13 protein-coding genes, 1 pseudogene and 1 other annotated feature are annotated in these 13,163 nt (G+C 33.5%); of the genes and pseudogenes, 8 read left to right on the top strand and 6 right to left on the bottom strand.

Going from position 1 to position 13,163, the window contains the following annotated elements; genetic code table 11:
• Positions 1-107: 107 nt before the first annotated feature.
• Positions 108-557, bottom strand: coding sequence for an NUDIX hydrolase (locus H0173_RS18145; protein WP_221847998.1), 450 nt, complete (start codon positions 555-557; stop codon positions 108-110).
• Between the two features lie 318 nt (positions 558-875).
• Here H0173_RS18145 and H0173_RS18140 point away from each other — a divergent pair, with 318 nt between their 5' ends.
• The 4 genes from H0173_RS18140 to argS all read left to right on the top strand — a co-directional run bounded on the left by H0173_RS18140 (position 876) and on the right by argS (position 4,826).
• The gene (locus tag H0173_RS18140) at positions 876-1,565 is read left to right on the top strand and encodes a hypothetical protein (protein WP_221847996.1); all 690 of its coding nucleotides are present in this window, start codon (positions 876-878) and stop codon (positions 1,563-1,565) included.
• A gap of 149 nt (positions 1,566-1,714) precedes the next feature.
• Entirely contained in the window at positions 1,715-2,227 is a 513-nt protein-coding gene (locus H0173_RS18135) for a GNAT family N-acetyltransferase (protein ID WP_221847994.1), read from the top strand.
• Positions 2,228-2,284: 57 nt separating this feature from the next.
• Positions 2,285-2,797, top strand: coding sequence for a DinB family protein (locus H0173_RS18130; protein WP_221847992.1), 513 nt, complete (start codon positions 2,285-2,287; stop codon positions 2,795-2,797).
• A gap of 97 nt (positions 2,798-2,894) precedes the next feature.
• Positions 2,895-3,112 (top strand) — a binding site (T-box leader).
• A gap of 37 nt (positions 3,113-3,149) precedes the next feature.
• On the top strand, positions 3,150-4,826 hold the full coding sequence (gene argS, locus H0173_RS18125) for an arginine--tRNA ligase (RefSeq protein WP_221847990.1): 1,677 nt from the start codon (positions 3,150-3,152) through the stop codon (positions 4,824-4,826).
• A gap of 116 nt (positions 4,827-4,942) precedes the next feature.
• Here the strand turns inward: argS and H0173_RS18120 are convergent, their stop codons facing one another.
• Positions 4,943-6,109 (bottom strand): serine hydrolase domain-containing protein, encoded by a 1,167-nt coding sequence (locus H0173_RS18120; RefSeq protein WP_221847988.1) that lies wholly within the window; start codon positions 6,107-6,109, stop codon positions 4,943-4,945.
• A 350-nt stretch (positions 6,110-6,459) separates the two neighbouring features.
• Between H0173_RS18120 and H0173_RS18115 the strand changes: the two genes are divergently transcribed.
• Complete coding sequence (locus tag H0173_RS18115) at positions 6,460-6,900, top strand: SRPBCC family protein (protein WP_221847986.1); 441 nt, start codon at positions 6,460-6,462, stop codon at positions 6,898-6,900.
• A gap of 152 nt (positions 6,901-7,052) precedes the next feature.
• Here H0173_RS18115 and H0173_RS18110 read toward each other — a convergent pair whose 3' ends face one another.
• A complete protein-coding gene (locus tag H0173_RS18110; protein WP_221847984.1) occupies positions 7,053-7,493 on the bottom strand; it encodes a YybH family protein in 441 nt (146 codons plus the stop codon).
• 105 nt (positions 7,494-7,598) lie between these two features.
• Between H0173_RS18110 and H0173_RS18105 the strand changes: the two are divergent.
• The 3 genes and pseudogenes from H0173_RS18105 to H0173_RS18095 all read left to right on the top strand — a co-directional run.
• Positions 7,599-7,955 (top strand): annotated as a pseudogene (locus tag H0173_RS18105) (DinB family protein); the annotation flags it as partial.
• A gap of 114 nt (positions 7,956-8,069) precedes the next feature.
• On the top strand, positions 8,070-8,759 hold the full coding sequence (locus H0173_RS18100) for a nucleoside deaminase (RefSeq protein ID WP_221847982.1): 690 nt from the start codon (positions 8,070-8,072) through the stop codon (positions 8,757-8,759).
• Between the two features lie 268 nt (positions 8,760-9,027).
• On the top strand, positions 9,028-10,701 hold the full coding sequence (locus H0173_RS18095; protein WP_221847980.1) for a ribonuclease J: 1,674 nt from the start codon (positions 9,028-9,030) through the stop codon (positions 10,699-10,701).
• 112 nt (positions 10,702-10,813) lie between these two features.
• On the opposite strand, the gene H0173_RS18090 is transcribed toward H0173_RS18095, so the two are convergent.
• From H0173_RS18090 to H0173_RS18080, 3 genes are all read right to left on the bottom strand, one after another.
• Entirely contained in the window at positions 10,814-11,305 is a 492-nt protein-coding gene (locus H0173_RS18090; RefSeq protein WP_221847978.1) for a GNAT family N-acetyltransferase, read from the bottom strand.
• 227 nt (positions 11,306-11,532) lie between these two features.
• Positions 11,533-12,078 carry a hypothetical protein gene (locus H0173_RS18085; RefSeq protein ID WP_221847976.1) on the bottom strand — a complete coding sequence of 182 codons (546 nt, stop codon included), beginning with the start codon at positions 12,076-12,078 and terminating at the stop codon, positions 11,533-11,535.
• 142 nt (positions 12,079-12,220) lie between these two features.
• Complete coding sequence (locus H0173_RS18080; protein WP_221847974.1) at positions 12,221-13,054, bottom strand: MerR family transcriptional regulator; 834 nt, start codon at positions 13,052-13,054, stop codon at positions 12,221-12,223.
• Between the last annotated feature and the right edge of the window lie 109 nt (positions 13,055-13,163).

The raw sequence follows: 13,163 nt of genomic DNA, 5'->3' as shown, positions 1-13,163 counted from the left end.
TTTTTTAAAAAAGATTGATCATAAAACCAAAGGTCAATTATGTAAAAGTACATAAGTTCAACTTTAACATTTGTAGCTGTTTTATTATCAAACTAAAGCCTAGTTATTTAAGTATATTTTTTTATATATTGTTTTATAAACCCTCTATACTTATCAGTTAATTCATTGGGTAAATTATTCATTGAAAAATACTGCATTTTTTCTGAGTCGCTATAATCAATCACCATTTCTCCACTTACGTCCCTGGTAAAATAGACAGCTGTTCCTGAATATAATTCGTCTCCATTTGGGACTTTTAAGTAATATTCGGAACCGGAGAATACATTAAGTAATTTTAAGTTTTCAACTACTAATCCAGTTTCTTCAAAAACCTCTCTTTTTGCTACTTCCTCAAAACTTTCTCCTATATCCATTAAGCCTCCTGGTAATCCCCAATATCCATCGTGTCTTTTTTGCAATAACACTTCATTTTGTTCATTTAAAATGATAACAACAGAACCAGGTAAAATAATGGGTCTATGCCCTACAAACTGTCTCAGATATTTATAGTATTCCATTTATTACTTCTCCTTCGTTACGGGTTTATTAATAAGTGATTTGCTTCAATTTAATTAATCTGTAATTAACAATCATTTTATTTAAAATTTTTGATATATTCAAATTATAATGGTTTGAGAATCAGAAAGAGGTGTCGTATTAATTACTATTCGTAACATAAAAGAAATAGTTTCTATATACAGAACTCCTGATTCGCATAGCTTATGGTTATGTGAAGGATCTCCACACTGCGGAGGACATTGTACTGGAAGTATTTATCCGTGGAAGGGAACTATTAAGAGATCAATTGAGTGGGATACAATGGGAGGTGTTTTTAAATGAATAAGTATTTTTATAGAGAAGTGAGAAAATTAATTGAAAGTAAAAAGCGTGTTATGAACAATGTCATGCATGAGCTTACACACACATCAAAGACACCTAAACATAAACGGAGTTATGTCGTGTTAACCCTTGTTTTGGCAATAAGCATAATGTTTTTAGTCCTATATAAAATATTGATTGAAAATGAACAAATTACTGCAACAGAACAACAATCTCAAATAGAAATGCATTCAATTTTGAAAAAAACCACATTCTTTTTAAAGCAAGGTAATTTATATATTCATGGAATTGCTTTAGGCGACTCACAAGAAAGTGTAATAGAGCTTTTAGGAGAAAAATATTCTATAGAGCAAGAGGATGGCAGCGGAGCGGACTTTGTCATGGATTATGATGGGGTTGCGAGGTATTATTTAAGAGAAGATAAATTATTCCAAATAGTATTAATGAAAGTAGACAAAAAGTACTTTTACCATTTATTTGCTGATTATGAAGGATTTAAATTCCCATCTTCACATTCATTAAAAAATCCAGATGATGACCGTTTTATTTACTCGAAGGAGACGAATCAAATTTTAAAGGCAACAACGAACGTTCCGAACCGAGATCTTTATTTATACCTAGGATTTGCTGGTCCAGAACTCATGGAAAATCCAGATTTCATTGAGATGGAACAAAGTTTGAAATAGATCCAAACCTATGTATGGAGAAAATGAGAATAAGAAATGTCCTCCTAAAATATTCGGCGATTATTGATCAGAAATTTGTTTTTGTAGAGGTTATTGTTAACTTTAAATCAAATATATAAGGGAAGTATTTTTGATGGGGGTTTTGTTTAATGCACATTAAAACAAAAAGGTTATTGATACGAGAATTTGAATTCAAGGATTGGCAAGCTGTATATGAGTATACGTCAGATATTAATGTTATGAAGTATATACCTGAAGAGGTTTTTACTGAAGAAGATGCAAAAGAATTTGTAAATAAAAACAAAGGTGATAACGCTGAAAAATTCCCTGTAGTATTAATAGATGAAGATATTCTTATAGGGCACATTGTTTTTTATAAGTATTTTGGTGAGCATACTTATGAGATTGGATGGGTTTTTAATCCGAAGTATCAGAACAGAGGGTATGCTTCTGAAGCAGCAAAAGCCATTTTGAAATATGGTTTTAAAGAAATGAACTTACATAGGATTATAGCTACGTGTCAGCCAGAGAATATTCCATCATACCGAGTTATGGAGAAGATTGGAATGAGAAGGGAAGGCTTTTTTAAAAAATGTATTCCAAAAGGTAATGAATGGTGGGATGAATATTATTACGCTATTTTAGATGAGGAGTTCAAATGAACAATGAAGAAATTTCAAGGATGTACGTAAGCACTATCTGATAAAGGGGGAAATTTCATGAATAAATTAGTAAATGATAATCTGTATGAAACGAGAAATAATTTAGTAAAGGAAATTACTTTATTAAGTGATACTGAACTTAATCGTAAGCCTGATATGAATATGTGGAGTATAGCACAAGTTTGCCATCATCTAGTTTTAGTGGAAGAGGCATCTATAAAGGCTATTGCATGGGGATTAAAAGACAATGATCGTACTAGCAAAGAACGTAAAAATATTCACTTAATATTGGATAGAACAAAAAAGATTAAAGCTCCTAAAATCGTTGAACCAGATGAAAAATTATTTGAAGTTCCGCAAATTATTGATTTGTTAAACGAATCGAGGAATAAATTGATGGCTTTTCTTAGTACTATAGAAGATAAAGCCATATTGGAAGAAAAATCAGTGAAGCACCCTGCCTTAGGTGAATTACCTCTTGATCAATGGATCGAACAGATATATTTACATGAACAGCGACATATAGAACAAATAAAAGAGATAAAATTACTTATAGATGTGAAGCACTAAATTAACTCTTTGTATGTAGTTTAATAAAAAGGATAGGCTACTATATAATGTTGACACGTATATTTAAATTGTGTACTATGAATAAAATTACAATATTGGAAATTCAATGATGAAGAGAGTAGTTCATTTGAAATGGAAAGCGAGTTAGGGTTGGTGTGAGCCTAATGCAGGAAGAATGAATGAAACGCACTTCTGAGAAATTTCTTGAAGCATTTAGTAGAGAACATCGGGGAGTCACCTCGTTAACAATAGAAAGTGGCTACAATTTGTGGCAACCAGAGTGGTACCACGGGAATCTATGCTCTCGTCTCTTATTTAGAGACGGGAGCTTTTTATTTTGGAGGGAAAAGTGATGATAAATAAATCAATCGCAGCCTTGATTTCAATTGCTTTAAATAATGAACTATCTGCAAGTGAAATCGAAAAATTACTTGAAAAGCCAAAAAACATAGATTTAGGTGATGTAGCGTTTCCTTGCTTTACGCTAGCTAAAAAGCTAAAAAAATCACCTCAATTGATTGCGTCTGAAATATCCATCCAATTAAAAAGTGAGTGGATCCAAAAAGTAAACGTAGTGGGAGCTTATGTTAATATTTTCATCAATCAACAAATGGTGACCGAAAGTGTATTGCAAACCATTTTATCTGAAAAGGATAAATATGGTTCGAAGCAGCCCGTAAAAGAGAATGTTGTCATCGACTATTCATCTCCGAATATTGCAAAGCCATTTTCTATGGGGCACTTACGTTCAACAGTTATTGGGAATGCATTAGCAAATACTGCCCAAAAAAATGGATACAATGCAGTACGTATTAATCATCTAGGGGATTGGGGCACTCAATTTGGTAAATTGATTGTCGCATATAAGCTTTGGGGAGACAAAGAGGCAATCGAAGCTTCGCCAATTCAAGAGTTATTAAAAATCTATGTGAAGTTTCATGAAATGGCTGAAACAAATGAGTCTTTAAACGAACAAGCACGTGCTAGCTTTAAATCGCTTGAAGATGGAGACGAAGAATCTCTTACACTTTGGAGATGGTTCCGAGATGCGTCACTAAAGGAATTTAATTCCATTTATAACTTATTAGGTATTTGTTTTGATTCCTACTCTGGCGAAGCGTTTTATAATGACAAAATGGACGTTGTTATTGAGGAGCTAAAAGAAAAAGGCTTACTCACTTTATCAGATGGTGCCTATGTTGTGGAGTTAGAAGATTTGCCTCCTTGTCTCATTACGAAAACGGACGGGGCAACTCTTTATGCCACACGTGATTTAGCTGCAGCAATGTATCGTAAAAAACAGTATAATGCGAAAAAAATATATTACGTTGTAGGAAATGAGCAATCACTTCACTTCAAACAACTGTTTAAAGTCATTGAAAAAATGGGATATGATTGGTCAAAAGACTTACATCACGTTCCATTTGGCATGATGTTAAAAGACGGTAGGAAAATGTCGACACGTAAAGGAAAAGTCGTGCTGCTTGCAGATGTATTAGCAGAAGCAATTCAAACAGCAAAGCGTAATATTGAAGAAAAAAATCCAGCACTTGAACAGAAAGAATTGGTTGCGAAACTGGTCGGAGTTGGAGCAGTCATTTTTAATGATTTAAAAAATGATCGATTAAATGATATTGAATTTTCTTTAGAACAAATGATGAACTTTGAGGGAGAAACAGGTCCATATGTGCAGTACACATTTGTGCGAATATCATCGCTACTTGAAAAAGGTGAATTTATAGAGAAGAAACTTCAATTTGAGAATTTAGGTGAATATGCGTGGCCAGTAATTCAGCTGCTTGAACAGTACCCAGTCATTGTTCAGAAATCATATGAACAAGCCGATCCATCACAAATCGCGAAATACAGCTTGCTGTTGGCGCGTGCATTTAATAAGTATTATGCACATACAAAAATTTTAGTCAATGATGAGTGGAAACAAATGAAGCTCTCATTCGCTTTTTGCGTAGCCATTGTATTAAAAGATGCTCTAAGTTTATTAGGTATTTCTGCACCAAATAAAATGTAAAGTTAAATTAACGAATGCGTCTTTTTTTTCATGAAAACTAAACCGATTCAAGATTATTTCTTGAATCGGCTCTTTGGAGTTTATCATAAATGAAATATTATTTAACTTAATTTATTTTATAAATCAGCTTCTTCTACAATTCTCTTGATCATATAATATATATTTATCGTTTGTAATTTTAATCCCATTTGTTGGTTCATAAATATGACCAAACCGTTCTTTTTTTCCGGATTATAGAGTCCTATTGAAAACTCACCAGGATCTGAGCCTGTATGGCCAACGATACTTCCGTTATTTAATTTTTTCATGAAAATGTCATCTAAAGATGAATAACTCCAGCCTAAGGTTTGGTTTCCATCATTTGATTGGGGACTTAGCATTTCTTTAATTGTTTCTGGTTTTAATATGGTCTTGCTTTCATCCGACAAGCTTACTAAGAATTTGCTGAAATCTACTACGTTTGTTTTCAATGTACCATCAGGGTAGGTTGGGAAAGAATATCTAGGCAGCTCTTTTTGGTTATCATAAGGTGATGCGAAGTTTTCGGTTGTCACATCTTTGTGCAGCCATTCTGTCTCTGACATTCCCAGTGGTAGAAAAATGTTGTTTTTTGTATATTGATTGAACGGCATATCGCTAACTTGCTCTACAATATAGCCCAAAAGTCCGAATCCTACATTACTATAATCGAACGTTGCTCCAGGTTTATTTTCTGTGAAATTTTTTTCTGCGGAATACCACTTTCCACTTACCCCTAAATATTCTTTAGAAAATTCACCAATCGAAATTTTGGAGTCGCCGCCCCCACTATCTATCGTATAAAGACTGTCGATTACATCCCAATTGTCTTGGATTCCAGAAGTATGGTCGAGTAGCATTTTTATTGTAATGGGTTCATTTGGAAAGTTTGGATTCGTAACTGAAAATGGAAGATACTTGTTTATATCATCATCGAGATTTAATTTCTCCTTTTCATACAATTGCATAATAGCGGTAGCTGTAACTACTTTTGAAAGTGAGGCAATTTGAAATACCGTATCTTGATTGACTTTTTTCCCTTCGGCAATATTCGCATAGCCATAACTGATATATCTATCAACTTTATTATCTTTTATAATAGCAATCGAAACGCCAGGTACATTTGTTTTATTCATTTTGTTCTGTACAAATTTTTCTAAGTCTGCTGGATTTGAAAAATCTACTTTTAAGGCTATTATGATACTTGCAATGATAAGAATAGACAAGATCATAACTCCTAATATTTTAGTAGCTTTCTTAATCATAAAAACACTCCTTAATTAATATACGCACATATTCAAATATACCATTTTTTGAAGTGTTTCTCATAAAGGTTTTATTTTTCCAATAGGAGAGCATTGAAGATTATTAATTTGTTATCATGTGATTAAGATAATATTTTATTATGGGCTAAATTCGAGAATAGAAGATGCGCTCTTTTTATATAGATAGAGCCAGGTTTTGGAGGTTTAGAAGATTTGATTTTTAAAATAGTAAAATTATTAGAAGAAAGCTATGTATAATTAGTGATGTAAGTTTATTTCTTTTATGTAATAATTATTATTTGTAGAAATAATAAATTTACAATTCATACATAGTGAAAGTGGGAATCATAATGGCAACGGGAACACATACAGTAGAAATTCCAGTAGATGTACAATCAGTTTGGGATTATGTCAGTGATCTTGAAAAATGGGCAACAACAGTACCAGCCTATAAAGAACATGAAATCATTAATGACAAGCAATCTATTTGGTCATTTGAAGGTAATGTGAAAGGTATTAAAAAAACAATAAAAGCGCAGGTAGATATTACCGAATGGAATGAACCTTCAAATATTAAGTTTGAACTAAAAGGTTTATCAGATAATTTTACAGGAAGCGGTCACTTTACTGCAGAAGATGTTAATGGTAAAACAATTATGACTTGTACGGTGGAAGTCCATGCAGGCGGACTATCGGGTGCGGTGTTAACACCAATTATTAAATGGGCTGTTCCCAAAGTAGCATCGCGTTTAACAGAATCGATAGCACGTAAAATCGCAGTATTTTCATAGGTTTCAAAGGTTGATATTACTTCAAATTGGAGATACCTCCTCTAAAGCAAAGATGTAACATGATAAAGAGTTTTACTAGAAATTTAATTAGCTGAATGGGGGCTGTCCAACAATGGGCAGCCCCCATATTTAAACTATTTTATTCATGTTTCTTACTTTAAATTAAATATAGCCTTTCCAGTTTCCATATTTATTGGTAATGATGAATGTTCGTGAGTTATAAGCCAGGAATCATTTACTTTTCTTAAACCGAACGTGAAACGATTTGTCATTTGGCGTAGTTTTTCTCCTGATTCAACATTTTGAGCAGCAAAAGTAACGGAACAATAAACAAATGCAAGATTCATGTTTTCTTCAACAACTAAGTCATTGAAATCAACATTAAGTAAAACACCATCAACCTTCAACCCATTAAACCACTCTTCCACATTTGCCCTCAAATGAGAAATCCCCTTACACTCCCAGTTACTCCAGCAATCATAAATATGGATATCGGAGGCATAAATGGTTAGGAATCTTTCAACATCTTTTTCGTAAATCGAAGACTTGTAATTTTCAAGCACGTCCTGAACTTTGATAAAATTAAATCCCATCAAATCTTCCCCTTTAAGTACTTTTGATTTTAGGCTTCTATTTGAATTCTACAACCATCAATTTTTTCCTTCTTCAACCCCATTAGTTTAACTAAGGCTACCAATACCCTTTTTCATATTGCTGATGTGGAATATAGTTGGCTTCGTGGTATTCAAGGAAAGGAAGATGTGGTAGTACGGTTTGCTGATTATAATTCACTTGAAAAAGTTAAATATCTTTCTGATACATTCCGAAAAGAAATAGCTGAATTTTTAAAAGCAAATTTAGATGATTTAAAAGAGGAGGTTGTAAGTGTTCCTTGGGATGAAGATAAATACACTGTAGATGAAATACTGCACCATGTTATTGCACACGAAATCCATCACATTGGTCAGCTCTCAGTTTGGTCGAGGGAATTGGAACAACAACCTATCTCTGCTAATTTTATTGGCAGAGTGTTAAAATCTGTCCATTCTTATTGAAGTAACGAGGCGATTCTTCAATAACGAGAAATCGCTTTTTCAATAGAAGTAAAGGGTATGTTTAGTTAAATGATGAGAAGGATTAAGTAGAGCTCTGTCGAATTACTACGAATAATGGTGATAGAGGAAATATATATTTATTTTTTTGGGGTGATTAGAATAAATTGGAGTGAATTTACGAACGAATGGAAAGAATGTTTTCAAGCAGCATGGGAGTCTTTTCAAGAAGGGTCTCGACCTGTTGGAGCCATTGTAATTGATGATAAGGGTAATTTAATTTCAACAGGTAAAAGTGCTACATTTCGACAATTATCTGATATGGTAATATCCAACAATGAATTAGCACATGCGGAGGTTAATGCTTTATTAAAATTAGATAATCGAATACATAAAAACGTAAATTCGTATGTTCTTTATTCAACTTTGGAACCTTGTCCCCTTTGTTTTAGTGCTTTTTACATGAGTGGAATCCGTAATCTTAAGTATGCCGCAAAAGATAAATATGGCGGCAGTACAAATTTAAGGGGTACTACACCGTATCTCAATAAAAAACCAATAGTTATAGAGGGACCAATAAAATACTTAGAGCAGTTATCCATTCTTCTAACGGTTTATTTTGATCTTAGTATTAATTATGAAAAAGGGAAACCTGTGCATGAGTTAATGTCAGAGGATTATCCTTTAATAATTGAAATAGCTAAAGAATGGGTTGCGTCAGCTAAACTAAAGAATCCTCAAAGCCTAAAAATAGAGGATGTATATAATATGTTAATAAAAGACCTTCAAAAAGTAATAAGCGCATAAAGCTTAATGTTACAAACGGAGGCGATAGTTTAACAAGGCATAAAGACATGTACTTATGATCTTTCAACAATAGGGCGCTATCCTCGTACAAGGATAAGCGCTCATATCTATTTAATTGTATAACACTGAGCAGATATAAATTTTACTTCATAGATATTTTAAAGAATGTGCTTAAAGTTTTTAAAAGAAACTCGGGCATTCTCCCCGCTGATAAAGGGAAAACCTAAAGGGCATAATAAGGTTATATTTAAAGTGGGAGGGTGTAAATTTGAGTACAAAAGAAAATGCGTTATCTATCTTCGCTTTGGGCGGCTTGAATGAAATCGGGAAAAATATGTATGCAATCGAATATTCAAACGATATCGTGATTATCGACTGTGGAAATAAGTTTCCAGATGAAAGTTTATTAGGAATTGATTTGATTATTCCCGATATAGCCTATTTAGTAGAGAATAAAGATAAAGTTAGGGCTTTAATTGTTACTCATGGACATGAAGATCATATCGGAGGGATCCCGTTCTTCTTAAAAAAATTAAATGTGCCTATTTATGCTACGCGCTTCACATTAGGTTTAATTGAAATTAAATTAAAGGAACATAAACTTCTTAGAGAAAGTGAACTTGTTGAAATCAACCCAAACTCAAAATTGAAAATCGGAGAACTAAGTGTAAGCTTTTTCAAAGTAATTCATAGTATCCCGGATTGCTTAGGAATCGTTTTTCACACACCAGAAGGAAATATTGTACATACGGGGGACTTCAAGTTCGATTTAACCCCAGAGAATAATGAACATGCGGATATTCATAAAATGGCTGAAATCGGCAAAGAAGGCGTCTTACTTCTGCTGTCTGAGAGTACCAATGCTGAGCGTCCCGGTTTGACCCCATCTGAACAAATGGTAGGTGACCATGTGGAAGCAGCTTTCATGAAAGCCGAGCGCAAAGTGATTGTTTCTACCTTTGCTTCAAATATTAGCCGTGTTCAACAAGTTGTAAATGCAGCACGTAAAACAAATCGAAAACTTGCGTTACTTGGGCGAAGTATGGTTAATGTTGTAGAGGTTGCGATGGACCGTGGTTATTTAACCGTTCCTGATGGAATGTTAATTGCCCCGCATGAGATCAATGAATTGGCTCCTGAAAAGGTGGCTATTTTATGCACGGGGAGTCAAGGAGAACCATTGGCTGCTCTTGCCCGCCTTTCCACTGGAAACTTTCGCGGTGTCGATATTTTTCCTGAAGACACGGTTATCCTTGCGGCAGGTCCCATACCTGGGAATGAACGTAATGTCACGAGTATCGTAGATAACTTATTTGCACTTGGAGCTAAAGTGATTTATGGAACTGGAAGTACATCGGGCATGCATGTTTCCGGCCATGGTTATCAAGAAGATTTAAAACTGATGCTTACATTAATGAAACCAAAATATTTTATTCCCATTCACGGTGAATTTAGAATGCTCCATCATCACCGTTTGTTAGCTGAATCCGTTGGAGTAGAGGAAGGAAACACGTTTATCATTAATAATGGCGATGTGGTCGAGATTGAAGGTGGCATTGCGAGCCAAACACGGACCGTACCAGTTGGAAATACATACGTAGACGGCGGGGATGTCGGTAATATTGGGGAATATGTATTACGGGACAGAAAACAGCTTTCTGAGGACGGAATGTTCATGATTATTGTAACGATTAGCAAATCGGATAGAAAGCTGATGGCTGAACCCGAAACGATTTCTCGCGGATTTACAGATCATCGAGACTTTTCAGAGCTGCGTAAAAACGTAAATGAACTCACTATAAAAACGGTTAACGAGCTACAAGAAGCCAATAGAAACTCAAGGAATGCAATGAAAAAACAACTGAAAAAATCAATTCGAGAATACGTTTATACACAAACTAAGAAAAATCCAATGATCGTTCCAATACTTATTGAAATTTAATAGCGGGGAGATCTTCAACGAACTGGCGCTTTTCTAAAAAAGGAAAGCGCCTTTCTTCATGAAAAGGGCCAAAATGTTGATGAACTTTGTAGACTCATAAAGTCTCTCTTGATTAGACTCTCATATGCAAAATATGTTGAGGGCCTTTTGGGCCTTCATAAAATTCGTTTTCGTCTACAAACCCTGTTTTTAAATAAAGATTATAAGCAGGCGTATTTCTCTGATTGACACCGAGGACAATTTCGTCAGTTCCAGGAAGATTATTTCTAACGAACTCAGGTAATAGCTGAAGACCGATCTTTGCTAATCCTTTTCCTTGATTTTTTGAATCAATTGAGAACGCTGTCAGCAAACGAGCATTAATATTATTACTGTACTTTAAAAGCTTATCGCCATCTTCTAAAGCAAAATAACCTACAGGAATACCGTTTTCAAGAATTAAAACATGCTTAGCGTTGTTAGAAACATTAGGATTGTTGATTTTTTCCAAAGGCATGCTGGTAAATTGAAGTTGCTCTTTAGGTAAGTGGAAGTTGGATAGTTGTTCATCGAATGTATCGTTGTACTCAACTAGTACAATTGAAGAATTTAAAGTTTCAGACATTATTATCTTTACCCCCCCAATATATGTATATGATTTAAGTATAGTCTTTTGATCTTTGATGTACAAGAAAAATAGAACATATATTCTATTTAGGGTTTGTAATGACAATTTGAGCAGAACTCCGATTAAAATTCAAAACTTATTTTATTTTGTTGCGAGAAAAAGGAAGGAGGAAAGTTCCACAGTCATTGTTCCATTTCAATTATTAGGTTCTTAAATTGTATAATTTAAATCATTTGATTTGCGATATTGATTAACTCCTTTCGAGAATTCTCATCATCAGGCAAACCAAAAATATGAATATGATATTCAATATTATCTATTTGAAAATAAAGATTTGTTGACGAGTATTTACCAATAACACCATTTTTTAATTTCACTTCATCATAATATTTGGGTTGGGGTGGGAACATATTGAAATTGTATACTCTTATTTTAAAAATTATCGGATGATCCGGATTCTCTTCTTTCGAATAAGCACGAAAAGTGACCAATAACTTTTCTCCGTCATTTTCTAAATCATCTATAATAGTAGGTTTATAACCATCGGTTTCAAAAGGTAGCGTCTGGGGTAATTTTATTTTAAACGGCAGCGCTTCTATACCATCACTTACAGTTGGTGTTTCATATTGGATGTATGTTTCATTCCCCTGTTCATCCCAAGCAGTATTTATTACATTTAATTTAGATGGGTCAAAAGCTGTTTCTTTATAGCCTTTGCAACCAAAGAGAAGTGATAAAAGGAGAACTGAAATAAATATCAATTTTTTCACAAAATATCACTCCTTAATTATTTACATTACGTAATGAAAGGTATAAAAAATCCATAATATTATTTATTTTATTGTAACATGAAAAATATCCAAAATTCGCCAACTTAGCTAACTTAAATATTAGACACGGCACTAAGTATGATTATCTCTTATTATTTATTACCTCTACCATAATCTTTGTAACGTAATGTTCCTTTTTGTTCTTTACAACAGTATCATAAATATACTCTTCAAAAACAAAATCTCCTAAAGTTAAATCTAAGCGATCCATTTCAGAAAAAAGTCTCTTATATGTATGATGTATTGTTTTATCATCCCCAATATGATACCCAATGAGAAAATCACCCTTTACAGCCTGGAAATACGGATATCCCTCTTTTGGATGTGGCTGCTCAATGTATAAATAACTATATTTAGAGAATTCCCCTTTTAAAATTTGCTCCCGTTTTGTTATTCCTCCAATTGGATATCCAGTATCGAGCTGAAACTCGTTCAATTCTCCAATAAATTCTGAAATCACCTCTAAAAATTCCTCATCATTAATATTTTCAATGTTTCTGCTTAGATAAAGTGTGGCTTCTGGCAGATGTTTAAGCGTAACTTGATGAAAGTCAAGTTGAGAGGCCTCTTCCATTAATGTTATTTTTGTTTCGATAAGTTTTTCCTTTAATTGAATTTCCTGCCGCTTTTTCGCAATCTCTTCTTTCTTTTGATACATTAAAGTTAAAAAACTTTCAGGAGATTTATTTTGCGTGTATTGTTGAATATCATTTAGCGACATACCCAGATCTTTTAATAAATCTATAACAAAGAATAAATCTATTTGGTTGATTGAATAAAAACGATAGCCTTTTTCATTTTTATATACTGGGGACAGAAGACCAATTTGATCGTAGTAAAAGAGTGTTTGTTTGTTAACCTTGCAAAGCTTTGCAAATTCACCTGTGGTTAAATATTTCATGTTTTTTTTATTCATTTTTCACATCACCACTCTTGACTATATAGTTACTATATACACTAGGATAAAGCTGTAAATAAATCAAATTAATACGTTCGGTTTTTGATAAATTGAGTTTTGTAAGGAG

It is taken from the genome of Bacillus sp. S/N-304-OC-R1 (assembly GCF_019749375.1).
In the GTDB taxonomy this organism is placed as follows: Bacteria; Bacillota; Bacilli; order Bacillales; family Cytobacillaceae; genus Cytobacillus.
Note: the sequence above shows the minus strand (reverse complement) of the source record. Positions and strands in the feature narration are given on the sequence as shown.